This is a genomic window from Cytobacillus oceanisediminis, from assembly GCF_007830235.1.
Taxonomy (GTDB): Bacteria; Bacillota; Bacilli; order Bacillales; family Cytobacillaceae; genus Cytobacillus; species Cytobacillus oceanisediminis.
In genome coordinates this window covers 80,250-104,638 of sequence record NZ_VLKI01000001.1, presented here as the reverse complement: position 1 = coordinate 104,638, position 24,389 = coordinate 80,250, and the positions used below count along the sequence as shown (strand labels likewise).

The following is a 24,389-nucleotide window of genomic DNA, read 5'->3' as shown; positions in this document are numbered from 1 at the left end:
CTAAAATAGTTAATCAAAGTAATAGTTACTCAAGGTAATTAAATTAATATTATTATACAGCTGCAAATAGGGAAATGTAAATAGGCTGGAAAGCAAAAAAAAGCCTAACCACAGGCTTAGCAGCCAGTGATTAAGCTCCGCTTTTAATGTGCTGTGCTGTATGCAGTTTTGCTTTTTTTAGATAATGATGCAGCATAAGGCTGATAAGGGAACCCGAGAAGCAGGAGAGAGCGGAAAGGACAAAGGCATGTGAATAGGAGCTGGTTAAATTCAGAATATATCCAATGATTATAGGGCCGACTAACTGCCCGATTCCAAAGAAAAGTGTTAAAAACCCAATCGCACTGGATACTTGTGTTTGATTTACAAATTCCGCTGTACTTGCCAGAATGATGGCAGGGGTTCCCCATAATGTTATACTGTAAAGAATCGCCAGGGCCATTAAACCGCTGCTGTTCGCGGAAAAACTAAAACCCAGAAGGAAAAGCATTTGCAGAAAGAAAACAAGAGATAATGAAGTAAGCCGACCGAGGCGGTCTGAAATCGATCCCCATAGAAATCCGCTGATAATACTGATAAAACCGGCTATCGCAAATATTCTTCCTGCAAGGAGACTGCTAAGACCGAAGTCAATAAGAAAGTCTACCAGAAAAGTCGTGAACATAATGTAGCTGAATCCCCAAAGGAAATAACAAATGCCGATTGTCCATACCATTGGATTTTTGTAAACGGAGTAAAGGCTGCTGGTGATTAATTTTGGTGAAGCATTTTTATTTAAGCTTTCATTTGAATTGCCAACCGGCAGATCACCTATGTCGCTTGGATGGCTTTTTAAAAAGAAAATATTCAATATGGAAATAGCCAGCACCAGGATAGCCAGAAGCACCCAGCTGATTCTCCAGCCAGAACCAATACTCGAATTGACAATCATCGGAACAGCTACTCCAGAGAAAACAATTCCCAAACCATTGCCGGCATTCAGAATGCCTAAAGCCATACCTCTTTTTCGCGGAGAAAACCAAGAAGACACAACCCCCATTGAGGCAACATTTGCCCCTCCTGAACCAATCCCAATAAAGAAGCTTGATAGATAGGCTGAAATAAACCCTGTACTTAAAGACGTTGCTATCATACCCAGGAAAATAACCCATAAAAAAAAGATAATCACTTTCTTTGCTGAGAATTTATTCACAAAATAGCCTGCAAAAAATGCACACAAAACATACCCAAGGAAAATGGAAGAGGTTACCCAACCTGTTTCAATATAGTTCAGGTTTAATCCGGCTTTCATAAATGGAAGAATAGCGCCATATGAAAACCTTCCTAAACCAAGGCATGCCAGCCCTGTTAAAACTGATAAAAAAAGAATTAGCCAGCCCCTATGTACTGTTTTTATATTCACTTTTTTCTCCTTTAAAGTGGTGATGGAATTACTTTAATTGTAACATATTTACAAAATAATTAAATAATTTTGAATTTCATTTCCTATAGAAAGGCATTTAAGTATATTTTGTGACATATTGTCATATTCGATTGACGTATGACAATATGTCATATACAATCCAGGTATAGAGATGACACTGTGTCATATCGAGGTGAAAGCTTTGAATCAGTCAAAAATACAAGCGCTGGTAATGAAATTGCAGAAGCAGGGAGTAAATGCTTCCCTATGCAAAAGGCCAGCCATTTCCGGACAAATTAAAAATACGGCAAAAATATAAAGGAGTCTTTATGGTTACAAAAACACCAGATCATTACCATATGATGAAAACACTAAGGACAGATTTAGTGCGATTTATGATGTCCTACAAATTTGCTCTTAAGGAAATCAATACGAAAATAAACATTTTAAAAGAGGAATTTCAGTACGTACACGACTATAACCCGATCGAACATGTGAAATCCCGTGTGAAGTCCCCGGAAAGCTTATTAAACAAACTGCAGAGAAAAGGCTTGGAGATTTCCATTGATTCCATCCAGCGAAATATCAGGGATATCGCAGGAGTACGCATCACATGTTCCTTTGTTTCCGATATTTACGAAATCAAAAATATGCTTGAAAGCCAAAAGGATATCACTGTTCTGGAATGCAGGGATTATATCCAGCATCCAAAGCCAAATGGATATCAAAGCCTGCATCTGATTGTCCAGATTCCGATTTTTATGTCAGACAGAGAAGAGCTGGTTCCTGTTGAAATCCAGATCCGCACAATCGCCATGGATTTCTGGGCCAGCCTGGAACACAAGATTTACTATAAGTACAATAAGGAAATCCCGCAAAGAATAGTGAATGAGCTGAAAGAGGCTGCCGATACTGCCGCACGCCTCGATCGGAAAATGGAGACGATCCATAAAGAAATGATACAGCTGAAGGAGCTTGCAGCGGAAGAAGAATCTAATTCACAAACTCCCTTCCAACATGAGACCTTACAGATTTTAGTAACGAATAAATTTAACAAAATATAAAGGAGAGCAGTTGCATGCAAATATGGACTGACATGCCGAACTTTATAAAAAGAGAGCTTGAACAGCTGGAAGAAAAAGTTTCACCGTTCACAAAAAAAGCAGCCAGATATATTTTTTGGTCTACGCCATTAATCATCCTATCGCTAATCAATTTAATGACATTGTTTTTTGCCATGCCTGACCAGGAAACCTCGCCGCTGGCCATCCTCATGTATGCCATTATGGGGGCGCTGGGTTTCGCGCTTTCTAAAGAGGGGAAGCACCAGCAGCAGGAAATTCAAAAAATAAGTACTGGGTATATAAAGGAAAGGATTAATAAAAGCCAATGGGCACCTGATCATCTGAAGTCAAGATATCAGGCACTCATCAATGAACAACCTCGGAAAGCGATCCCCTATTTTATCCAGTTCTTGAAAGAGGAAAAAAGAGTTTGGCCGTAAGGAGGCACGATACATGCCCAAGATCACTTTTTTTAATTTGCCTGATGATAAGAGGAAAACATTAATATGCGCAGCCAAAAAGGAATTTGCCCGTGTCCCGCTTTATCAGGCTTCGATTTCCAATATCATTAAAGATGCAAAAATTCCGCGAGGGAGCTTTTATCAATATTTTGAAGACAAAGAAGATGCCTTTTTCTTCTTATTAAATAACCATGTTGCTTCGTACAAAAGCCATTTTGTAGACACGCTAAAAAATAATAACGGTGACATTTTCGAAGCGATGATCGAATTTTACCAAAGCATCATTTCGGAAGAAAAAGAAAACCTGCAGTTTTTGCGAAATCTGTTTCTAAACATGACGCACCGCATTGAAAATGTTTTTGCCAGAAGCTTTGGCGAAACGGATCTCAACGAAGATTTTAAAAAAATCAGCAAACTGATCAACCACGAAAACCTCAATGTGAAAGACGAAAACGAACTTTTTCATATGATGCAAATTATCTCTTCCGTCACTTTTCATAATTTCGTGAAAAAATTTGCAGGAGAATTATCCTTTGAAGAAGCCCTAAATAATTATAAAACGGAAATCCATTTATTAAAAAAAGGTTTTCTTTCAAGGTGATTTTACAAAAAGCCTGTCTCTAAAAGGATTAGAGACAGGCTTTTTTGGGAAGGTAAAAAGTAACATTAAGCTTATTCCTTTTTCGGGGGATAATAAAACAATATATGAGAAAGGGGTTACGTATGGCTAACAAGAATAGATGGCTGATTGCCCTTTCAGCTGTCGCCATTCATCTATCCATTGGATCCGTGTATGCGTACAGTGTTTATCAGAATCCATTAAAGGAAGCGTTGGGATGGGAAAAAACTGATGTTTCCCTGGCATTCACGATTGCCATATTCATTCTTGGTGTTGCCGCTGCCTTTTTTGGGCGGTTTGTTGAAAAAAATGGACCAAGAAAGTCTGCGATGATTGCCGCGGTATTCTTCGGAATCGGAACAGTTGGAGCAGGTTTCGCCGTACAAATGGAAAATTACATTCTATTTCTGATCTTCTTTGGTGCCGTCGGAGGTTTAGGACTAGGCTTCGGCTATATTGCACCTGTATCCACATTGGTAAAGTGGTTCCCAGACAGAAGGGGACTTGCGACTGGAATGGCTGTAATGGGGTTTGGTGCAGGAGCTCTTATTACAAGTCCAATCGCAAGCAGATTGATGATTGCTACATCCATTCCAACAACTTTTTACATCCTGGGAATTAGCTATTTTATCCTTATGATTGCAGGGGCGCTTTATATCGCGAAACCGGCTGAAGGATGGAAGCCGGAAGGAATGGAAGAAAAGAACGAAGAACGTTCGGTAAAAGCGGACCTTGCCCAGCTGACTGCCAATGAAGCCATCAAAACAAAACGCTTCTGGCTTCTATGGATTATGATGTTCATTAACATCTCAGCAGGGATCATGATTTTATCGGTTGCCGCACCAATGGCCCAGGAAATCACCGGTGCCAGTGCCATCACCGCGGCAAGCATCGTCGGCATTATGGGACTCTTTAACGGCGGAGGAAGAATTGGATGGGCATCCGCATCCGATTATATCGGAAGAGGCAATACATACATGACCTTCTTCCTGATCCAGGTTGCAGCATTCTTCATACTTCCGTTTATCACAAACTCATTTGTCTTTTCCGTTTTCCTCTACATTATCGTTTCATGCTATGGAGGAGGATTTGCATCACTTCCTGCCTTTATCGGCGACCTATTCGGAACCAAACAGCTTGGCGCCATCCATGGCTACCTTCTGACATCCTGGTCCATCGCCGGTGTCGTAGGCCCCATGCTTGTATCCAATATTTATGAAGCAACCCAAAGCTACACCGTCACATTCTATGTATTCGGAACCATGCTAGCAATTGGCTTCATTGTTTCACTGCTAATGAAGCGAGACATCAAAAAAATCAGAGCAACCAAAAAACAAAAAAGGACAAGCCAGCAGCTTGTCACAGAATAAAAGAAAGACTCCTGCCGGGTTAACTGGCAAGAGCCTTTTTTCTGTAAAAAAGGTAAGCCCCTTTCCCGAAAAGCAGGGGAAAGGGGCAGATGTTTTGCGTTTTGGAATAAACTGAATATTGATATTAAAAACCGCATATAACCTTTAAACTTGGCGGAATGCCAGATAAGTGATTCCACTTGCTACTTTTAACAAATTTGAATTTAATACGGGCGACTATTTATCCCTTATTCCCGTTTTCAATTTCCGAGAGTCAAAGGATGAATTCGGTCATTGGTACAATCAGGACACACATCCAAAATATCAAAGCTATACTCTTCTTCTTCATTCTCATCCCTGCGGCCGCAGATTTCACATACTCTTGCCAAATGAACTCCTCCTTAGGGTAAAGATCCTATTCGTCTGGTCCTTATTGATCAGCTGAAAGAATGTTATAACCGCAATCTTTTATTGCCTGCTCAAAATCCATAAAGGAAGCAGCGTCTTCATCAAAGGAGATAACCGCTTCGCCATTCTTGGGATTCAGCTTTACTTTGCGGACACCCCATACATCATTCAATGCCTGATTTAATCTTTCTTCGTCACCTTTATCCATATTTTCAATTGATATTATCCGTGTAATCAAGGCAGCATTCACTCTCCTGTTTTATAATGTGTATGCTCTTTGCCCATTTCCTTGCCCATCCCCTTGAGAAAACCGAGCATTGAATGAATCGCCAAATTGGTATCAGGGTCCCGCAGCGCTCTCATAAGTCCCCATATGCTGCGTTTTTCGTTTTTCTTCATGACATCGGCAGACTCATCCAGGCCTTTCGTAACTGCGCTCATCATGATATTCATCTCCTGTGGATCGAGAGAACCAAGGAAGTCGACTGTGTTAAACCCATTTCGGATAATGTTGTGCATATTGGGCTGGTTTACCTGCTCAATAGCGATAGCAGCCACTTTTTCCTTCGAATGCAAAAAGCCCTGGATGATATCGAGTATCCCTGCCTTTTGAAGCTGGCTGATGATATCAATGGCGCTTGAGATTGCTTCACGATTTTCGGCAAGCTGCTCCAAAAGTGCGGCTAAATCCTGTGCCTGTTCCTCCTGAGCTGATGGCTGAACCAGCTCAATTTGCTTGATCGCTTTTGCCATCGTAGAGACCCTCCCTTTTCAGCATTTCTGGAATGGAGGTAAAATCATCACGAATCCATTTTTTCTCCGTCTCAACTCCAATATGCGGCTGAGGGTTGCCAAAGCGGAAATTGTGATGCGGAAGCGGGGAATCGCCATCCCGTTCAAGCACTTCCATTTTTACCTGCATTTCTTTGTAGTTCGGTGTATGGGTGATCTTGTCATGATAGCTGCTTGTCAGCTTGTTGACGGCACCTATTCCTTCGGTTGTATGCATTGGCAAATAGAGTTCCTTGCCTTTAACCTGATCTGTCACCCAAACTTTTACTTTGACATGGCCGTAAGGGGAGGTCAGACGGACTAGGCTGCCTGTTTGAATATTTTTTTCCTCAGCAAGCTCCGGTGATACTTCAAGCCAAAGCTCCGGCACTTTATAGGAAATGCCTTCAGATTGATAAGTCATATTGCCTTCATGGAAATGCTCAAGGATCCGTCCATTGTTCAGGTGAAGATCGTACTCCTCGCCAGCTGTGAATGGAGGTGTCCAATCCACTGTTATGAGGCGCGCTTTTCCGTCAGGGAAGCCGAACTTGTCAGTAAAGAGCAGTGGCGTATCTGTTCCATCGGCAGCCACCGGCCACACTAAGCTCTCCCAATTTTCCAAACGCTTGTAGTTAACCCCGGCAAATGAAGGGGTTAGCATTGCGGCTTCATCCATAATTTCGCTCGGGTCTTTATAATTCCAGCTGGCTCCCAGTTTATTAGCAAGCTCCTGGAAAATTTGCCAATCCGGTTTGCTGTCACCCAGCGGCTCAAAAACCTTGTAAAATCTTTGGATGCGCCGTTCTGTATTCGTAAACGTACCGTCTTTCTCAAGGCTTGGAGCTGCAGGAAGAACAACATCTGCAAATTGGGCCGTTTTTGAGAAGAAAATATCCTGCACGACAAAGAATTCAAGTTTTTCAAACGCCTCATGGACATAGTTGATATTGGAATCAACCAAGCCCATTTCCTCGCCAAATAGGTACATTCCTTTTACTTTTCCTGCCTGTATCGCTTCAACGATTTGATGATTATTCAAACCAGGCTTCTTATGAAGGTCCGTTCCCCACGCTTTTTCAAAACGGCTGCGGATTTCATCATTTTCAATTGGCTGATATCCAGGAAGCCATGATGGCATCGTTCCAAAATCACTTGCTCCCTGAACGTTATTATGGCCGCGAAGAGGATATGCACCAGCGCCAGGTTTTGCAAAATTGCCTGTAATTAATAGCAGATTGGCAATCGCTGTACTTGTATCCGTGCCGCCCAAATGCTGCGTAACGCCCATTGCCCATAATATACAGGTTCCTTTGGACTCATGGATCATGGTTGCGATCGTGATTAAGGAATCCTTTGATATCCCGGTAACTTCTTCTGCATACTCAAGGGTGAATTTATCAAGAGACTTGATATATTCATCCACATGGTTTACGCGGTTATGGAGGAACTCGCGGTCTTCCCAACCCTGGTCAACGATATATCTGGTTACCGCAGAAAGCCATACCAGATCCGTTCCCGGCTTTGGATGGATGTGCAAATCCGCTCTGTCTGCCAGATCATTTTTCCGAAGATCCGCCACAATCAGTTTTTGATCTGCCAGTTTGTTAGCGCGTTTAATCCTGGTTGCCAGAACAGGGTGGGATTCGGCCGGGTTGGCACCAACTACGATAATTAACTCAGAGCTTGCGATATCCTTCATCGTTCCTGAATCGCCGCCGATGCCCACTGTACGAATAAGCCCCATGGATGCAGGCGTCTGGCAGTATCTTGAACAGTTATCGATATTATTTGTTTTAAAAACAGATCGGGCCAGTTTCTGGAATAGATAGTTTTCCTCGTTTGAACATTTTGAGGACGCAATAAACCCGAGTGCATTTGCACCATCTTCTTCTTTAATCTTGAGGAATTTTTCTGCAATAAGAGACAGGGCCTCTTCCCATGTCGCTTCATAAAATTTCTCGCCTTTTCTGATTAGAGGTTTGGTTAAACGCTCTTTGCTGTTCACAAAGCTCCAGCCAAACTTTCCTTTTACACAAGTGGAAATGCCATTCACGGGGGCATCAGGCTGCGGCTGAATTTTTAAAATTTCCCGGTCCTTCGTCCAAACCTCGAAGCTGCATCCGACTCCACAATAAGTACAGACGGTCTTTGTCCGCTCAATCCGCTCTTCCCGCATCGCCGCTTCCACATTGGAAATCGCAAAAATTTCCTTATATCCGGGCTCGACTTCTTTCGTCAAATCAATCATTGGCTCAAGAAGCGGCTTAGGAATATTGGTTAAGTAGCCCGCCTTGCCGAGCATGGATTTTTCCATCAATGCATTACAAGGACATACCGTCACACAATGACCGCACGAAACGCAGGAAGATTCATTAATTGGAACATCATTATCCCAAATGACGCGCGGCTGCTCACGGTCCCAGGCGATGCTCAGCACTTCGCTGACCTGCAGATCCTGGCAGGCCTCCACACAAAGCCCGCAAAGAATACACTGATCCGGCTCATACCGGTAAAAGGGATGCGAATTATCCTGTGGATATGGCTTTGGTTTAAACTCATACTTCTGATGCTCAATCTGAAAATGCTCCGCCGTATTATGTACCACACAGTTGCCATTATTATTGTCGCAAACCGTACAATAAAGCTCATGGTTTTTTAAAATGCGGGACATACCCTCAAGCTGGGCTTCCTTCGCCAGCTCGGAAACAGAGCTCACCTTCATATTCGGTTCTGCGGGCGTAGCACACGAGCGTTTCAGCTCACCATTAATTTCCACATAACACGTATCACAGGTCTGAATCACCCCAACCCCCAAATCAGGCTGAGTCGAACAAATCCCCGGCAAAAAATGATTAAACTCCCGCGCGGCTTCAAAAATCGATTGCCCCGTCCGAGCCTCAATCTCCTTATCATCGATATAAAAAGTAAACCTTTCCTCGCCCATACGACACCACCCAATCAAAAGTACCTTACAAAAAAGTATTTGCTAAAAGTGGAAAATGTATAACAGATTTCCCGGATTTGGCTGAGGAGGGGAAGGGGGCGGAAATTGTTTTTTTGTAGAGAGTAGGTATCTGGAATTGTGAACAAAGAGTTATGATGGCGATTTTAGGAGCAGAGAGTGTCCCTAGGCAAGACTGGTGATCGGTAAAAACCCTATCTTGCAGAAAGAAGAGGAAAAAGGGTCGTTAATAATCCGGATTAACGACGATCTTGCAGGCAGAGGAGGAAAAAGGGTCGTTAATAGCGCCGATTAACGACGTTATTTGGGGCAGAGGGGGAGAAATGGTCGTTAATAATCGGATTAACGACCATCTTGCAGGAAGAAGAGGAAAAAGGGTCGTTAATAATCCGGATTAACGACCATCTTGCAGGCAGAAGAGGAAAAAGGGTCGTTAATAATCCGGATTAACGACCATATTGTAGGCAGAAGAGGAAAAAGGGTCGTTAATAATCCGGATTAACGACCATATTGTAGGCAGAAGAGGAAAAAGGGTCGTTAATAATCCGGATTAACGACCATCTTGCAGGAAGAAGAGGAAAAAGGGTCATTAATAATCCGGATTAACGACCGTTTGCAGTAAGAAGAGAAAATATCGTCTTCATTAACTCCAGATTAACGCCAATATTGAAGGCAGAAGAGGAAAAAACATTAGTAGAAAGCCGTGAAAGACAATAAATAACTTCAAAAACCCTACTATTAAAACCAGTCTCTAAAAAATAATCACACGGGGAGCCCTTACCATTGAAAAACCGACCCAAATGATATAATATATAGATACAAGCTGCATTGTTCGTAATCATAATAAAGTTTTAACCTTTAAGCTGTAACAGGGAGTTTAACATCGAAACGGGAATGACAGGCCTCTGTCTATAAGACAAGGAGGACAAGCAGGAATGTTTCTGCGAACACCCACTTTGAGGAGTGGTGGTTTAAAACTTTCTTATACTTATTTACGGCAAAGGCGGCTGTTACATAATGTCACTAAACCAGTTCCCAAACGGGGACTGGTTTTTTTGTGTTTAGAATCCGGGATTATGGTTAAACCAAGATAAACGACATTAATAGGAGAGATAAAACATGAAAGAGATCACTGAAAATAGATACTGTGAAGTTTGTGGAAAAGAAACAGAACATATCGCAAGGGAGGATGCCTTGGAAATTGAGTATTTCTGCAAGGAATGCAATCATGAAGAAGATATCATAAAGTCTTTTTTTTAAGGAATTATCGCCCAGTATTATTTATTGACACCTAAACCTACCCGTGATAAAGTAAAATTATCTCGAATTAAAGATATTTTATTTTAAGATAAATACACAGTCATATTTATACATGGCTATAGAAAAAGCAAAAGGGAGGAACTTTACTTTGAATCACTTAAAAGGTATTCACCATGTAACGGCCATTACAAGCAGCGCAGAAAAGAACTACGAGTTTTTCACCTATATACTGGGAATGCGACTAGTCAAAAAAACAGTCAATCAGGATGATATCCAAACTTATCATTTGTTTTTTGCGGATGACACGGGGAGCCCCGGTACGGATATGACCTTCTTCGATTTTCCTGGAATTCCAAAGGGATCACACGGGACGAATGAAATTTCAAAAACTTCTTTCCGCGTGCCAACTGATGCGGCATTGGATTACTGGGTAAAACGCTTTGATCGCCTGGAAGTTAAACACACAGGCATTAAGGAACAATTCGGCAAAAAAACGCTGTCTTTTGCTGATTTTGATGACCAGCAGTATCAATTAATTTCAGATGAAAACAACAAAGGCGTTGAATCCGGTACACCATGGCAAAAAGGGCCAATCCCGCTCGAATACGCCATTACTGGATTGGGGCCGCTTTTTGTCCGGATCGCCCAATTTGATTATTTTAAAGAAATGATGGAAAAAGTGCTGCTCTTCAAAGAAATCGCACAAGAAGGAGATTTCCATTTGTTCGAAGTGGGTGAAGGCGGAAATGGTGCACAGGTAGTGGTTGAGCACAATACGGTTCTTCCGCAGGCACGCCAGGGATATGGAACTGTCCACCACGCCGCATTCCGTGTTGAGGATAAGTCTGTATTAGAAGAATGGGATAAGCATATGAGAAGCTTTGGTTTTCAAACTTCAGGATTTGTGGACCGTTTCTTCTTCGGTTCTTTATATTCAAGAGTAGCCCCGCAGATTCTGTTCGAATTTGCAACTGACGGTCCAGGCTTTATGGGTGATGAGCCTTACGAAACACTTGGTGAAAAACTGTCTCTGCCGCCGTTCCTTGAAGCAAAAAGAGAACAAATCGAAAGCTATGTCCGGCCGATAGATACAGTCAGAAGCACGAAAGAATTTGTGAAAGAATAATGTTAAAAATGGCGCCTAAACCTCCATGTGTTTTAATGATTTAACGCATTGGAGGACAGGTGCTTTTTTTTAGCGTATAATAGGTGGCATTAATAAACAACAGGAGCAGAGGTCAGTGGAGAAACATAAAAGCAAGTACAGATGGGTTGTCTTTGCGTCGGTATTATTTGCGTACTTTTTAATCGTTAGTCAAAGGACAGCACCAGGTTTAATTACAGATCAATTAATGAAGGATTTTGGGGTGACTGCCGCTGCCATTGGGCTGCTGGCAAGTGTTCAATTCTTTGCATATGCCAGCCTGCAGGTTCCGATTGGAATTCTATCAGACCGCTTTGGCCCGAATGTTTTCCTCATTGCCGGTACCCTTTTAAACGGAGCAGGCACACTCCTATATAGCTTCGCGCCAAATGAGTATGTCCTATTTGCAGCCCGATTGCTCGTCGGTTTTGGTGATGCAACCATCTGGATCAACGTGGTGATCATTTTAAGCCAGTGGTTCAAAGTAAATGAATTTGTGAAATTGCTCGGTATCGCAGGAATGTCGGGCAGCTTTGGGTTTTTACTGGCGACAGTGCCATTTTCCATTTGGATTTCGAATTGGGGATGGCGTGTGCCCTTTTTTGCAATCGGAGTCATTCTTACGATTCTCGGTATTTTACTGTATCTGATATTAATTTGGCAGCCAAAACGCATGGGGATCGTTTCCAAGGTTTCCTCCCGTAAAAAGAACCACAGAGAAAAATCGGTCTCCATATTGAAAAGGGTTATTTCTGACCGGCAGGCATGGGCAACGTTTTTTTGCCATTTTGGCCTGGTCGGCACCTATGTAGGCTTCATTGGATCATGGGCAGTACCATATGGGATGGATATGTATGGATTAACACGCCCGGAATCAAGCCAGCTCATCATGATTGGTTTGATTGGCGCCATAATTGGCGCCCCTTTAATGAGCTGGATCTCCGGACGGTTTGGCTCCATCAAACGCCCGTATCTTTTCGCCCACTCTATCGTGTTCTTGGGATGGGCTGCTTTTCTTATTTTTAAAGGCCAGCCGCCGTATCCGCTGCTGATTGTCCTTTTTTTGATCATGGGGTATGGAAACGGAGCCAGCACGTTAACTTTTGCCATTGTCCGCCAATCCTTTGATATCAAGGATGTTGGCGTTATTTCCGGTTTTGCCAATACCGGAGGATTTTTAAGCGCGGTGCTGCTGCCATTTATTTTCGGAAGAGTGCTCGACAGCTTCCAGGACGGCTATCGGTATGGATTTATGATCCCGGTTGTTTTTTCATTGATCGGGTTGATTGGTGCAGCATTAATTAAGGATAAGGCCCATGAAAGAGAGAAACCAGCTGGAATGGCGGTTTAAATAAAATGTATGCCTGGTTATCCAAAGCGGATACCAGGCATCTTTTTATTGATCCTGTGCCATTTCCTTCCGATTAGGTGCAAGCGGCGGCTGCTCCAACCATTTGTATTTCACCATCAGTTTAAACCACTCTTTCGTAACCATTAGATTTTTTAAAATGGTGCTTTCATAAACAGCAACCAGATCGGTTCGCATTGCTGAGGCCAGACCAGTACCATGATACGCCTGGGCAGCCTGAAACAGGAAACCAATATGATAGAGCATTAACTTATCGGAAAAAGGTGTTTCCGTTGAGGTTGTGATTTCTGTCTCCCATGATTTCGGAACTGGCAAATTATCCGCATGCATGATTTTCGAAAGTTTTTGAATTTGCCCATCTGCTGTCTCCTGGGAATCCTGCAAAAACTTCCTTACTTCCTTGGTTTGCGCTACTTGGCTAAATGCAATGGAAAGAGTTTTGGCCATAATACTTTTTTTCATATTAAAAGAAATACTGATAATTTCTGTTGCTGCCAACCTTCTGCCTTTACCAAAAATTCCATCGGTAAAATCAGTACTCTCAATAAATTCAGGGGCTGCTTCAGGATAAAACAGCGGATCTCTCTGGAAACTTCCTTTTTCAAGGAGCAGATCAATTGTTTGGTGATACATCTTTTTTGCATCATTATCACATTTATCATAAAAATAACGTAAATCTTTTCGAACGGAGACAGCCAATGAAGTACTATGTCCCAGTAAGCCATGCAGGGTCATAATATGTAAATAATTCAAACAGAAAATATCAGTAAAAAGTCTAGGTGCACCTTTTACTAGATCTGCCTCAGAAAATCCGATGGGGATTGGAAAACCTTCGCTTTTAAAAAACCTTATTAGTTGATCTTTTTGTTTAGCAAAAGTCTTTATAGCAACATCAAAAATTTGTTTAATTGCATCGTCTTCAATAATGGAGTACATATAACGGTTCACAGTATCTGTCATAGTCCCATTCATATACTCACCCCATAGAGTGCCGACTTCGGAGGATGTCAGTTTTAAATCTTCCTTACTCATTTTATCACCTCAAATTACAGTATTTCCTAATTTTCTCTGGTGTATGAAACTTAAATAAAAGGATTTTGACGTTAAAAATTGAATTAAAATGTTGAGGCAAATACATTTTGTCTATCCTATATGAAAACGTAAAATATTTTGTAAAGGAGTTTTTCACCTTGCTGGCTTTAATTGATAAAACTAAAAACGGCTATACAGCCACATTTGTACGAAATCTGGATCATCCAAGGGAAAAAGTGTGGGCGATGCTGACCGATAATAACCAGTTGAAAAAATGGTTCCCAGAGCTTCGAGTAGACGAACTTAAGAAAGGTGGATCGTTCAAGTTTGATATGGGGGATGGCAGCTTTGAAGAGATGGAGATTTTGGGGCTTGAACAGTTAGCTATCCTCGAATACACATGGGGCAAGGATATTGTCCGTTTTGAATTGGATGATGAAAACAGCAATACTCAATTAAAGCTGATCGAAAAAATAAGTGAAATAACCGGCCATACGCCAAGGGATCTTGCCGGCTGGCATGTATGCCTTGATGTGATTGGCCGATTGCTCGATGGTCAAAGTATTGGCACTCGTAAGGAAGAATGGGAAAAGTGGTATGAGGAATATAAAATAGCTGTAAATTTTGTACAAAAATAGATGGAGCCCTGAATGGGGCTTTTTTTATTACAATTAACCCAGTCCTCAGATAGGCATTTCGACGACAAACTTATAAAAATAAGCTAGCTTAAAGACATTTATTAGCTATGAGAAGCCATTTACCGAATATGAACGTTTGTCAAAATAAGAATTTTCAGAATAAATAGTTGAATATTTTTCAAGATTGTTTATACTTAAGTTGTAATATACCGACCGGTTAGTTAGTAAAGGGGGTGACACAAGCTTGAATTTTTCTTATTCATCCAAGGTACAAGAGCTGCAACAAAAACTTAATGGGTTTATGGAAGAAAATATATATCCTAATGAGTCATTGTTTGAGCAGCAGCTGAATGAACAAACGGATCGCTGGAGTGCGATTCCGGCGGTTATGGAGGAGCTCAAGCTCAAAGCCAAAGAAGCTGGATTATGGAATTTGTTTTTGCCTGAAAGTGAGTATGGAGCAGGCCTTACGAATGTGGAGTATGCTCCATTGTGTGAAATCATGGGCCGCTCGATGATTGCCCCGGAGGTTTTCAACTGCAATGCTCCAGACACCGGCAATATGGAAGTACTGGTCCGCTATGGAACTGAACAGCAAAAGCAAAGCTGGCTGAATCTACTTTTGGATGGGGAGATTCGTTCCTGTTTTTCGATGACTGAGCCGGACGTTGCTTCATCAGATGCCACGAATATCGAAGCTTGCATTAAAAGGGACGGTGATGAATACATTATTAATGGACGGAAGTGGTGGTCGTCAGGTGCGGGAGATCCAAGATGCAAGATTGCTATTGTTATGGGAAAAACAGATCCATCCGCAAACCGGCTTGAGCAGCAATCTATGATTCTGGTACCGCTTAATACCCCTGGTGTCAAAATTGAACGGATGCTTCCGGTGTTTGGCTATGACCATGCCCCGCATGGACATGCCGAAATTACATACGATAATGTCAGGGTTCCTGCTGAAAATATTATTTGGGGTGAAGGAAAGGGATTTGCCATTGCACAAGGCAGGCTAGGGCCAGGCCGAATCCATCATTGCATGCGTCTGATTGGGGCTGCCGAGCGCGCGCTTGAAGAATTATGTAAGCGTGTACAAAATCGAGTCGCCTTCGGAAAACCTTTATCTTGCCAGGGCGTGATCCGAGAATGGATTGCCGATTCCCGCATTGAAATCGAACAGGCAAGGCTTTTAACATTAAAAGCTGCCCATATGATGGATACGGCCGGCAACAAAGTGGCCAAAACCGAGATTGCCATGATTAAGGTGGTTGCTCCAAGCATGGCCTTGAAGGTCATCGACCGGGCGATCCAGGCATTTGGAGCAGCAGGCGTTTCGAATGATTTTCCACTTGCAGCGCTGTGGGCGAACGCAAGAACATTGAGATTGGCTGACGGTCCTGATGAGGTTCACCGTGCACAGGTTGCCAAGCTGGAATTAAGGAAATATCAATCATAGATAGCTATTTTAATAGAAACGGAGGAATGAAATATGAAGGTCCTGGACTTATTTGATTTAACCGGAAAAACTGCACTCATTACAGGAGGGGGCCGCGGGCTTGGCGCCCAAATTGCTGAAGGCTTTGCTGAAGCGGGTGCCAATGTAGTGCTGTGTTCAAGAAAGGTGGAAGCCTGCCAGGAAACAGCTGATAAGCTTTCCAGCCTCGGGGTAAAGACACTTGCTCTTAAGTGCGACATCAGCAACTCTGATGATATTCAAAAAGTGGTGGAAGAAACCCTAAAACAGTTCGGTTCAATCGATATTCTCGTCAATAACAGCGGTGCAACCTGGGGTGCCCCAGCAGAAGAGATGCCTCTTGACGCCTGGAATAAAGTGATCAACGTGAATGTGACAGGAACCTTTTTAATGAGCCAGGCTGTTGGTAAAGTCATGATCGAACAAAAATCAGGCAAGATTATCAATATTGCCTCTGTTGCCGGACTGGGCGGGACGGATCCAAGAGTAATGGACACAATTGGCTACAACACAAGCAAAGGTGCTGTCATAACCATGACTAAGGATCTTGCTGTAAAATGGGGGCGCCATCATATAAACGTTAATGCGATTGCACCAGGCTTTTTCCCGACGAAAATGTCAAAAGTGATCATAGAGCACGGAAAAAATCCTATTTTGGAAGCAACCCCTCTTCGCAGGTTTGGTTCTGATGATGATCTGAAAGGAGCCGCTCTATTCCTGGCTTCCAATGCCTCAAACTATGTAACCGGCGATGTCCTGATTATCGATGGCGGAACACATGCTATGTAAAAAAGCAGGGTTCTATTTAGCAAACTGAATTAAAAACTCCCAGGGAAATGAGCAAGAATGATTGGCCAAAAGATTGCAAAATATGGAGGGATTTTTAATGAGTGCGAAAAAAGCCTGGCTTGCCCACTATCCTGAATCAATTGCAACCGAAGTGAATATTCCAAGTAAATCAATGCCGGAGATACTGCAGGAAGTCACAGCGATGTATCCGCATAACATTGCTCTATCCTTTTATGGAAGGAAAATGACCTACGGGGAGCTGCAAAAAGCTGTTTACGGTTTTGCTGCATCTCTTCAAAAGAACGGGGTCCAGAAGGGTGACCGTGTCGCCATCATGCTGCCAAACTGTCCGCAATACGTGATTGCCTATTACGGCGCCCTGGCTGCGGGCGCTATCGTTACACAGGTAAACCCAATGCTGGTGGAGCGGGAAATCGAACATATTTTGAATGATTCAGGTGCCGAAGCCCTTGTCGTTTTTGATGCATTATATCCACGTGTTAAAAGCGTTCAAGGTAATACAAAGATGAAAAATCTAATTGTTGTCAGCCTCCAGCCAACGGAATCCGAATTCTCACCGGACAAGAAATTTGATGCCTTTTTACAGGAAGGAAAAGGGCAATTTTCACCGGTAAATATCGAACCGGAGCATGATATCGCAGTCCTTCAATATACAGGCGGAACCACAGGCCGGTCCAAAGGAGCCATGCTCACACACCGCAATATTTTGGCCAATGTCATTCAGTCATATGAATTTTTTAAAGAAAGAACAAAAATAGGCCAGGAAAAATACTTAACTGTCATCCCATTGTTTCATGTATTCGGAATGACTGCCTGCATGAACTTTGCTATTTATACAGCAAACGAATCGATCCTTTTGCCACGTTTTGATTTGGAGGAAGTGTTGAATACAATCAAAAATGAACAGCCGACCGTTTTTCCGGGTGTGCCGACCATGTATGTGGCGATTACCAATCATCCTCGTGCAGAGGAATATGGCATCGACAGCATTGAAACTTGCAACAGCGGCAGTGCTCCCATGCCTGTCGAGCTGCTGCGTGATTTCGAACGGAAAACAGGCGCCAAAATTCTTGAAGGCTATGGTCTATCTGAAGCTTCGCCTGTTACCCATTGCAATCCGCCTTTTTCAGAAAGAAAGCCAGGAAGCGTAGGAATCGGGTATCCATCAACAGAGTATAAAGTAGTTGATTTGGCAACCGGATCGAAAGAGGTGCCGGCTGGTGAGTTAGGGGAAGTCATTATCAAAGGTCCACAGATTATGAAGGGATACTGGAACATGCCGGAGGAAACTGCCAACACATTAAGGGACGGCTGGCTTTATACCGGTGATATTGCACGCATGGATGAGGACGGCTTCCTCTATATTGTTGATCGGAAAAAAGATCTGATCATTGCAAGCGGATATAATATTTATCCGCGTGATATTGAAGAGGTTTTATATGAACACCCTGCTGTCCAGGAGGCTGTTGTCATTGGTGTGCCGGATGCTTACCGCGGTGAAACCGTAAAGGCAGTACTTGTTTTAAAAGCTGGCAAAACAGCGTCGGAAGAAGACATCATCTCCTACTGTAAACAGAACTTGGCTGCGTACAAGGTTCCGGCCGTAGTCGATTTCCGCGATGAGCTTCCGAAGACCAATGTCGGGAAAATCCTGAGAAGGGCTTTACGGGAAGAACTCCGGAAAAACTAGTATTTATGATATAATTCTGTCGATATTTTCTTACAGAAGCGGGGACTAACATTGAAAGAAAAAATTACTGAAAAGAGTATCCAGCTATTTGATCAAAAGGGCTTTAGCGAGACATCGATTCAGGATATTGTCGACAGCATCGGTGTGACGAAAGGTACGTTTTATTATTATTTTTCAAGCAAGGAAGAGCTCCTGATGGATATCCACCTTCGCTATATTGATGATTTGCTGGCAAACCAGGAGGAAATCTTAAAGGATGAGTCGCAGACCAGTAAAAACAAACTATTTGCGATTGTCCATATGCTAATCAGCAATATTAAAACACAGGGAGCCAGCGCGAAGGTGTTTTTCCGGGAGATGCGTAATCTTAGTGACGAAAGGCTTTCGGAAATCATCCCTAAAAGGGACCAATTCAGGCTTAACATCGAAAAACTGCTTGAAAAAGGAAAGCAAAGCGGTGAGTTCCGTGCCGATTTAAAAACGCCCATTGTTACGTTTGGCATTTTAGGCGTCGCGAACTGGAGTTACCAATGGTTCGATCCGGAAGGCAAGGTTTCTGATCAGGAAGTGGCAAAAATTTTTACAGAAATGATTTTAAAAGGGATTGAAATGTAAACATTTAAAGTTCGGACAGCTGAAATTGCATACCGAAAAGGCGATATCCGCGAAAATTTCAATATAATCGCGAAATTCTCGTTCTATCCCCGAAATTTTTCAAATAACCGCGAAAATCCGATTATATCCGCGAAATATTGAATTTAACCGCTAATTGGATTTATCAGCAAAAAATATCTAGAGAGAGGATGAGCTTTAAACTCTCTCACTCAAAACATACCAACTGGTCAGTATAAGGAGGAGAAAATATGAATGCAAACGATGTAAAGCAAATTACGGTTATTGGTTCTGGTCAAATGGGCCATCAAATCGGAATGCTATTTGCACTGGGCGGTTATGAAACAATTATCCAGGACGTAAATGAGGCTGCACTGAAAGATGCTGAGTCTAAGCTTCAGGCTATTATGGATAAATGGGTTGCAAAAGGGAAGCTTTCTCAAGACGGGAAACAAGCCGCATTTAGCAGACTGCGTTTTTCACAAAGCCTCGAGGAAAGTGTTAAACACTCCGACTTGATCCTTGAAGCCGTAACCGAAAGGCTTGATGTTAAAAAAGACGTGTTCAGCAAGCTTGAACAATATGCCCCTTCACATGCCATTTTCGCCACCAACAGTTCTACGATTGTTAATAGTTTAATAGCTGACGTAACAAACCGTCCTGACAAAGTCGTCAACATGCATTTCTTTTTCCCGCCGCTCTTGATGGACTGTGTGGAAGTGGTTATGAGTGAGGAGTCGTCTGAAGAAACAGCACAGATTGCGATGGATGTTTGCAAGCAAATTAACCGGACATCAGTGCTGTTGAAAAAAGAGATTTCCGGGTTTGTCGCAAACCGGATCTTGGGGGCATTGCAGAAAGAGGCTGTCGCTCTATATGAACAAGGGATCGCAGATTATAAAGATATTGATATTATTTGCCGAAAAGCGCTAAACCACCCGATTGGCCCTTTTGAGCTGATGGATTTGTCAGGGCTTGATGTAGCTTATTATGTTATGGATCAGCGTTACCGCGAGACTGGCGACCCGGACGATAAACCGTTCGCTTGTGTAGCGGAGAAAGTAGAGAAGGGCGAGCTTGGAAGGAAGACAGGCAAGGGATGGTATGAATACAACACACAAAAGGTGAAGAGTTAAGAGGGAGACAACATGCATGAACTTCAAATAAACGTCCGGTTTGGGGAGACGGATGCACTTGGGCATATCAATAATACGAGTTATTTTATTTACCTGGAAGAAGCACGTGTAAAGTATTTTGAAACGCTCGGCTACAGCATGGACGTCAAAAAATGGCATTTCATTCTCGCCTCCACCAAGTGCGATTTTTTAAGCCAGGGGTATTTTAATCAAATCCTTACGGTTAAAACCTGGGTATCCAGGATAGGAAGCAAAAGCTTTCAGCTGGATCATGAAATTGTCTGCTCCCGGACAAACGATCTGATAGCCAGAGGGCATGCGATTGTCGTTTATTTTGATTTTGACAAACAGGAAAGTGCCGTCATTCCGGATTTGCTTCGGGAAGGATTGAGTGAATGAATCCTAGAATAATATAACTGAATTTTCGTATTAAAAAGGAGGAACACTATGCCGCGGCAAATAAGCCAGGAAACCATTCCTGTAAGAAAAGGAGAGCAAATAAGCGAAGCTCTATTGGAAGGATATTTGCGAGATCATATTAGTGGCCTCCCAAGTGATCCTTTGGAAATTCTACAGTTTTCGGCAGGACATTCCAATTTGACGTACCAGTTAAAAATAGGAGAGTGGGAAGCTGTTCTAAGGAGGCCGCCTCTTGGGCCGGTAGCTCCGAAAGCTCATGATATGGAACGTGAATATCGAGTCATTTCAGAGATCCACCCATTTTTCAAACAAGCGCCAAAACCGCTCCTGTTTTCTGATCATGAGGAGATGATCGGCAGTCCATTTTTTATTATGGAAAGAAAGCATGGCATTATGTTGGATACTGCTTTTCCAGAATGGTTTACACCTACAGAAGTAATATGCCGGCAGATATCGGAGACGATGGTCGATAAACTGGCTGAGCTGCATTCGATTGACTACAAAAAAACCGGTTTAACCGAAATCAGCAATCCAGACGGTTTTATGGAAAGGCAGGTGTATGGCTGGATCGGGCGTTATGAGCAGGCGAAAACGGACGACGTATACGAAGCAGAAACGTTGAAAAAATGGCTGACAGAAAATATTCCTGTAAGCGGGGAACCAGCCATCATCCATTATGATTACAAATTGAACAATGCGATGTTCAGCGACGATCTGCAGGAAATGGCCGGGCTGTTTGATTGGGAGATGACAACGGTTGGCGACCCGCTGGCAGACCTTGGGGCAGGGATGAGCTATTGGATACAGGATGATGATCCTGACTTGCTGAAATATGGCTTGGGCAAACCGCCAGTTACAGTCCAAAAAGGGTTTTACACCCGCCAGGAGTTTATTGAAGCATACGCCAGAAAAACAGGCCGTGATGTAAGCAATATAAACTTTTACTTAACCTTTGCCTACTTTAAGCTTGCTGTCATCTGCCAGCAAATCTATTACCGATATAAAAAAGGCCAAACAAATGATGCGCGTTTTTCGCAATTTAACCAATTCGTGAAAGTGCTTCTAAAGCATGGAGTACAAGTTGCGAATGAAAACAACTAATATGAGGAAAGCGCATGTGGTTTTGAAGAAAGAAGATATTTCTCAAGAAAAAATGAGAGTTGGCGACAAAACGGTGGTGGTGCTGGATGTGCTGCTGGCAACCACCACGATCACATCCGCCCTTGCAGATGGAGCGACTGAAGTTATTCCTGTAATGGATGTGACTGAAGGAATGAATGTGGCTTCCGGCATGGATCCGGATACTTGTGTACTGGCTGGCGAGATTCATGCCAGACCAATTGATGGGTTTGTGTACCCGAGCCCCAGCCATATTCGCAGTGTGATAAAAAATAAGAAGCTAGTACTCTCGACTACTAATGGAACAGTTGCTTTGCGAAAATCGGAAGGAGCCTTACGTGTTTATATAGGCTGCCTTTTAAATAACCCAGCTGTTGCAAAGACCATTCGAGATGAAAGTTTGGCCGAGACCATCCTCATCGTCTGTTCCGGAAATTCAGGAGATTTAAGTCTTGAAGACTTTTACGGAGCCGGGCATTTTCTTGATTGTTTAGTACAGAAAGATGAGTGGGAGCTGACGGATTCCGCTAAAGCTGCCCTTCAATTTTACCGCGGAGCACAGGGAAGCGTCTATGAACTATTATCTGAGTCAAGGGTAGGGCAGCTATTCTGTGAAAATGGGTTTTTGGAAGAATTAAAATTTGCTGCAGGAGTTGGGACGACCTCCATTGTGCCTGTACTGAAGAATGGCATAGTAGTGATCCATCAGCCTGTAAGCATGAATAAAGGAAGTGACCTTTTTTATGGAAAAAGTGAACACAGCCAATAAAGGAGCCAGTTTTTTATTCTCCACGCTGGACCCGGAAACTCTTTTTACTCCAGAGGAACTTACTGATGAGCATGTTATGATCGGAAGAACGGCGAAGCAATTTGTTGAAAAAAATGTGCTGCCGGAAAAGGAACGGATTGAAAACCAGGATTTTGATCTGGTTACGGATTTACTTAGAAAAGCTGGGGATTTGGGCTTGCTTGCTCATAGCATTCCTGAAGCATACGGCGGACTGGGCCTTGATAAAATCAGCAAGGGAATCGTCGGCGAGAACATTGCGTCATCAGGCGGCTACGGGGTGGCGCATTCCAACCATACTTGTATTGCTACGCTGCCGATTACTTATTTCGGAACGCCGGAGCAAAAAGAAAAATATTTGCCGAAGCTAGCGTCAGGCGAATATATCGGGGCTTATTGCCTGACTGAACCTAACGCCGGTTCTGATGCTCTTTCCTCGCAAACAACGGCTGTATTGAATAAGGAAGGCACACATTACATTTTAAACGGAACAAAGATCTACATTACGAATGCTATTTTTTCAGATACCTTTATTGTTTATGCCAAGGTGGATGGCCAGCATTTTACTGCGTTTATAGTGGAGCGGAATACACCTGGATTATCTTTTGGGCCTGAAGAAAATAAGATGGGGATCAAAGGTTCTTCCACCCGGTCAGTTATATTTGAAGATTGTCCTGTACCTTCTGAAAACTTGCTGGGCGAAGTGGGCAAAGGTCATGTGATTGCCCTTAACGTATTGAATCTGGGGCGATTTAATTTAGGTTCAGCCTGTATGGGGGCGTCAAAATCTGGCTTAAAAAAATCACTGCAATTCACACAGGAAAGAAAGCAATTCGGAATAAATATAGCTGATTTCCCGGCAACAAAGGAAAAGATTGCTAAGATGGCAGCCCGAATATATGCGGCCGAATCAATGCAATATCGGGCTTCCAGTTTGCTGGAAGACTCTCTGGGCGATTTATACACTTCCTTCGATATAAAGCTGATCGGAAAAAGAATGAGCGAATTCGCTACAGAATGTGCTATCTGTAAAGTATTTGGTTCTGAAACGCTGGATTATGTAGCAGATGAAACACTGCAGCTGCATGGCGGAGCCGGTTTTATCAAGGAATATGGTGTTGAACAAATGTACCGTGATTCACGTATTAACCGCATCTTTGAAGGAACCAATGAGATTAATCGATTGCTGATCCCGACCCATCTTTTCAGAAAAGCAATGAAGGGCGAAATCAACCTGGCAGCAAGAGTTGAAGAAGCGATCGTTCAGTTAAGCAAACCGGAAAAAGGCGGAGAGGCCATTTTTGAAAAAGAAAAAGCAGCCATCGATACGATGAGGAATCTATTCTTATTGAATGCCGGACTGGCATATGAAGCATTTGGCAGCTCCCTCGTTCATGAACAGGAAACACTCATGAAGCTCGCTGACCTGGCAATTGCCTTATTTGCAGCGGAATCTGCTGTATACCGGACTTATAAAGCGATTCAGAAAAATGGTGAAGAAAAAGAAGAATTGAAGATTCATTTAACCAGGACTTATCTTGAGGGCGCCTTCTGGGATGCAGAACGCCTTTGCCGCCAATTGGTCACAGAACTAACGTCTGAGGAAAAGAGGGAACAGCTGTTGGGATTGGTCATTCGTGAATGCAGCCGTTTTAGCTCTTTTGGGAAGGGAATTGCTAGAAATAGAAGCATTGCGGAGAAGTTTTATGACCGTGCAGAGTATATTTGCTAGTTTTACAGTAGAAAAAATCAAAAAAATCAATTTGAAATCATGTTTATATGCGTTAATTCTTTTTATCCGCGAAAAAATGGTTAAATCTACGAAAATCTAATATTAACCGCGAAACGAGTTTTCGCAG

The 24,389-nt window shown here is 42.7% G+C and carries 24 protein-coding genes and 1 other RNA gene; 19 read left to right on the top strand and 6 right to left on the bottom strand.

Annotated features, from left to right (window positions below):
- Nucleotides 1-130: 130 nt before the first annotated feature.
- Nucleotides 131-1,402 (bottom strand): MFS transporter, encoded by a 1,272-nt coding sequence (locus tag IQ19_RS00500; RefSeq protein ID WP_158638712.1) that lies wholly within the window; start codon nucleotides 1,400-1,402, stop codon nucleotides 131-133.
- Between the two features lie 329 nt (nucleotides 1,403-1,731).
- On the opposite strand from IQ19_RS00500, the gene IQ19_RS00495 reads away from it, so the two are divergent.
- The 4 genes from IQ19_RS00495 to IQ19_RS00480 all read left to right on the top strand — a co-directional run bounded on the left by IQ19_RS00495 (nucleotide 1,732) and on the right by IQ19_RS00480 (nucleotide 4,916).
- A complete protein-coding gene (locus IQ19_RS00495) occupies nucleotides 1,732-2,466 on the top strand; it encodes a GTP pyrophosphokinase (RefSeq protein ID WP_144538848.1) in 735 nt (244 codons plus the stop codon).
- 14 nt (nucleotides 2,467-2,480) lie between these two features.
- The gene (locus IQ19_RS00490) at nucleotides 2,481-2,906 is read left to right on the top strand and encodes a DUF5392 family protein (RefSeq protein ID WP_144538845.1); all 426 of its coding nucleotides are present in this window, start codon (nucleotides 2,481-2,483) and stop codon (nucleotides 2,904-2,906) included.
- A gap of 13 nt (nucleotides 2,907-2,919) precedes the next feature.
- A complete protein-coding gene (locus IQ19_RS00485) occupies nucleotides 2,920-3,528 on the top strand; it encodes a TetR/AcrR family transcriptional regulator (RefSeq protein WP_144538843.1) in 609 nt (202 codons plus the stop codon).
- A 122-nt stretch (nucleotides 3,529-3,650) separates the two neighbouring features.
- The gene (locus IQ19_RS00480) at nucleotides 3,651-4,916 is read left to right on the top strand and encodes an L-lactate MFS transporter (RefSeq protein WP_144538841.1); all 1,266 of its coding nucleotides are present in this window, start codon (nucleotides 3,651-3,653) and stop codon (nucleotides 4,914-4,916) included.
- Nucleotides 4,917-5,155: 239 nt separating this feature from the next.
- Here the strand turns inward: IQ19_RS00480 and IQ19_RS28865 are convergent, their stop codons facing one another.
- Genes IQ19_RS28865 through fdhF form a run of 4 tightly spaced genes read right to left on the bottom strand, consistent with a single transcriptional unit; the run spans nucleotide 5,156 to nucleotide 9,021 of the window.
- Nucleotides 5,156-5,284 (bottom strand): hypothetical protein, encoded by a 129-nt coding sequence (locus tag IQ19_RS28865; RefSeq protein ID WP_277875240.1) that lies wholly within the window; start codon nucleotides 5,282-5,284, stop codon nucleotides 5,156-5,158.
- 41 nt (nucleotides 5,285-5,325) lie between these two features.
- Nucleotides 5,326-5,541 carry a heavy-metal-associated domain-containing protein gene (locus IQ19_RS00475; protein WP_144538839.1) on the bottom strand — a complete coding sequence of 72 codons (216 nt, stop codon included), beginning with the start codon at nucleotides 5,539-5,541 and terminating at the stop codon, nucleotides 5,326-5,328.
- An 8-nt stretch (nucleotides 5,542-5,549) separates the two neighbouring features.
- A complete protein-coding gene (locus IQ19_RS00470) occupies nucleotides 5,550-6,056 on the bottom strand; it encodes a helical membrane plugin domain-containing protein (RefSeq protein WP_144538837.1) in 507 nt (168 codons plus the stop codon).
- Nucleotides 6,031-9,021: a formate dehydrogenase subunit alpha gene (fdhF, locus tag IQ19_RS00465; protein WP_144538835.1), complete on the bottom strand. Its 2,991-nt coding sequence runs from the start codon at nucleotides 9,019-9,021 to the stop codon at nucleotides 6,031-6,033. Before fdhF ends, IQ19_RS00470 begins: the two co-directional genes overlap by 26 nt.
- A gap of 269 nt (nucleotides 9,022-9,290) precedes the next feature.
- Between fdhF and IQ19_RS27620 the strand changes: the two genes are divergently transcribed.
- From IQ19_RS27620 to IQ19_RS00450, 5 genes are all read left to right on the top strand, one after another.
- Entirely contained in the window at nucleotides 9,291-9,437 is a 147-nt protein-coding gene (locus tag IQ19_RS27620) for a hypothetical protein (protein ID WP_158638711.1), read from the top strand.
- 419 nt (nucleotides 9,438-9,856) lie between these two features.
- Nucleotides 9,857-10,053: non-coding RNA, 6S RNA (gene ssrS / locus IQ19_RS00460), on the top strand.
- A gap of 105 nt (nucleotides 10,054-10,158) precedes the next feature.
- Nucleotides 10,159-10,299, top strand: a complete 141-nt coding sequence (locus tag IQ19_RS27940) for a hypothetical protein (protein ID WP_199749324.1) — start codon at nucleotides 10,159-10,161, stop codon at nucleotides 10,297-10,299.
- Between the two features lie 148 nt (nucleotides 10,300-10,447).
- Nucleotides 10,448-11,425: a ring-cleaving dioxygenase gene (locus IQ19_RS00455; RefSeq protein WP_144538833.1), complete on the top strand. Its 978-nt coding sequence runs from the start codon at nucleotides 10,448-10,450 to the stop codon at nucleotides 11,423-11,425.
- 115 nt (nucleotides 11,426-11,540) lie between these two features.
- The gene (locus IQ19_RS00450; RefSeq protein WP_144538831.1) at nucleotides 11,541-12,794 is read left to right on the top strand and encodes an MFS transporter; all 1,254 of its coding nucleotides are present in this window, start codon (nucleotides 11,541-11,543) and stop codon (nucleotides 12,792-12,794) included.
- 45 nt (nucleotides 12,795-12,839) lie between these two features.
- Here the strand turns inward: IQ19_RS00450 and IQ19_RS00445 are convergent, their stop codons facing one another.
- Nucleotides 12,840-13,844 (bottom strand): DUF3231 family protein, encoded by a 1,005-nt coding sequence (locus tag IQ19_RS00445; protein ID WP_144538829.1) that lies wholly within the window; start codon nucleotides 13,842-13,844, stop codon nucleotides 12,840-12,842.
- A gap of 158 nt (nucleotides 13,845-14,002) precedes the next feature.
- Here IQ19_RS00445 and IQ19_RS00440 point away from each other — a divergent pair, with 158 nt between their 5' ends.
- The 10 genes from IQ19_RS00440 to IQ19_RS00395 all read left to right on the top strand — a co-directional run bounded on the left by IQ19_RS00440 (nucleotide 14,003) and on the right by IQ19_RS00395 (nucleotide 24,262).
- The gene (locus tag IQ19_RS00440) at nucleotides 14,003-14,482 is read left to right on the top strand and encodes an SRPBCC family protein (protein WP_144538827.1); all 480 of its coding nucleotides are present in this window, start codon (nucleotides 14,003-14,005) and stop codon (nucleotides 14,480-14,482) included.
- 244 nt (nucleotides 14,483-14,726) lie between these two features.
- Complete coding sequence (locus IQ19_RS00435; RefSeq protein ID WP_144538825.1) at nucleotides 14,727-15,938, top strand: acyl-CoA dehydrogenase; 1,212 nt, start codon at nucleotides 14,727-14,729, stop codon at nucleotides 15,936-15,938.
- 33 nt (nucleotides 15,939-15,971) lie between these two features.
- Complete coding sequence (locus IQ19_RS00430) at nucleotides 15,972-16,745, top strand: SDR family oxidoreductase (RefSeq protein ID WP_144538823.1); 774 nt, start codon at nucleotides 15,972-15,974, stop codon at nucleotides 16,743-16,745.
- Between the two features lie 97 nt (nucleotides 16,746-16,842).
- Nucleotides 16,843-18,456, top strand: a complete 1,614-nt coding sequence (locus tag IQ19_RS00425; protein ID WP_144538821.1) for a long-chain-fatty-acid--CoA ligase — start codon at nucleotides 16,843-16,845, stop codon at nucleotides 18,454-18,456.
- 51 nt (nucleotides 18,457-18,507) lie between these two features.
- Nucleotides 18,508-19,071: a TetR/AcrR family transcriptional regulator gene (locus IQ19_RS00420; protein WP_144538819.1), complete on the top strand. Its 564-nt coding sequence runs from the start codon at nucleotides 18,508-18,510 to the stop codon at nucleotides 19,069-19,071.
- Between the two features lie 248 nt (nucleotides 19,072-19,319).
- On the top strand, nucleotides 19,320-20,204 hold the full coding sequence (locus IQ19_RS00415; protein ID WP_144538817.1) for a 3-hydroxyacyl-CoA dehydrogenase family protein: 885 nt from the start codon (nucleotides 19,320-19,322) through the stop codon (nucleotides 20,202-20,204).
- 12 nt (nucleotides 20,205-20,216) lie between these two features.
- Nucleotides 20,217-20,603: an acyl-CoA thioesterase gene (locus tag IQ19_RS00410; protein ID WP_144538815.1), complete on the top strand. Its 387-nt coding sequence runs from the start codon at nucleotides 20,217-20,219 to the stop codon at nucleotides 20,601-20,603.
- A 48-nt stretch (nucleotides 20,604-20,651) separates the two neighbouring features.
- Entirely contained in the window at nucleotides 20,652-21,725 is a 1,074-nt protein-coding gene (locus IQ19_RS00405; RefSeq protein WP_144538813.1) for a phosphotransferase family protein, read from the top strand.
- Nucleotides 21,712-22,512, top strand: a complete 801-nt coding sequence (locus IQ19_RS00400; RefSeq protein WP_242020840.1) for a 2-phosphosulfolactate phosphatase — start codon at nucleotides 21,712-21,714, stop codon at nucleotides 22,510-22,512. Before IQ19_RS00405 ends, IQ19_RS00400 begins: the two co-directional genes overlap by 14 nt.
- The gene (locus tag IQ19_RS00395; protein ID WP_144538811.1) at nucleotides 22,487-24,262 is read left to right on the top strand and encodes an acyl-CoA dehydrogenase family protein; all 1,776 of its coding nucleotides are present in this window, start codon (nucleotides 22,487-22,489) and stop codon (nucleotides 24,260-24,262) included. Before IQ19_RS00400 ends, IQ19_RS00395 begins: the two co-directional genes overlap by 26 nt.
- The last annotated feature ends 127 nt before the right edge of the window (nucleotides 24,263-24,389 follow it).

Coding starts and splice junctions, on each gene's coding strand:
- IQ19_RS00495 (WP_144538848.1), top strand. CDS start 1,732: ATGGTTACAAAAACACCAGATCATTACCATATGATGAAAACACTAAGG.
- IQ19_RS00490 (WP_144538845.1), top strand. CDS start 2,481: ATGCAAATATGGACTGACATGCCGAACTTTATAAAAAGAGAGCTTGAA.
- IQ19_RS00485 (WP_144538843.1), top strand. CDS start 2,920: ATGCCCAAGATCACTTTTTTTAATTTGCCTGATGATAAGAGGAAAACA.
- IQ19_RS00480 (WP_144538841.1), top strand. CDS start 3,651: ATGGCTAACAAGAATAGATGGCTGATTGCCCTTTCAGCTGTCGCCATT.
- IQ19_RS00470 (WP_144538837.1), bottom strand. CDS start 6,056: ATGGCAAAAGCGATCAAGCAAATTGAGCTGGTTCAGCCATCAGCTCAG.
- fdhF (WP_144538835.1), bottom strand. CDS start 9,021: ATGGGCGAGGAAAGGTTTACTTTTTATATCGATGATAAGGAGATTGAG.
- IQ19_RS27940 (WP_199749324.1), top strand. CDS start 10,159: ATGAAAGAGATCACTGAAAATAGATACTGTGAAGTTTGTGGAAAAGAA.
- IQ19_RS00445 (WP_144538829.1), bottom strand. CDS start 13,844: ATGAGTAAGGAAGATTTAAAACTGACATCCTCCGAAGTCGGCACTCTA.
- IQ19_RS00430 (WP_144538823.1), top strand. CDS start 15,972: ATGAAGGTCCTGGACTTATTTGATTTAACCGGAAAAACTGCACTCATT.
- IQ19_RS00425 (WP_144538821.1), top strand. CDS start 16,843: ATGAGTGCGAAAAAAGCCTGGCTTGCCCACTATCCTGAATCAATTGCA.
- IQ19_RS00415 (WP_144538817.1), top strand. CDS start 19,320: ATGAATGCAAACGATGTAAAGCAAATTACGGTTATTGGTTCTGGTCAA.
- IQ19_RS00410 (WP_144538815.1), top strand. CDS start 20,217: ATGCATGAACTTCAAATAAACGTCCGGTTTGGGGAGACGGATGCACTT.
- IQ19_RS00405 (WP_144538813.1), top strand. CDS start 20,652: ATGCCGCGGCAAATAAGCCAGGAAACCATTCCTGTAAGAAAAGGAGAG.
- IQ19_RS00400 (WP_242020840.1), top strand. CDS start 21,712: ATGAAAACAACTAATATGAGGAAAGCGCATGTGGTTTTGAAGAAAGAA.
- IQ19_RS00395 (WP_144538811.1), top strand. CDS start 22,487: ATGGAAAAAGTGAACACAGCCAATAAAGGAGCCAGTTTTTTATTCTCC.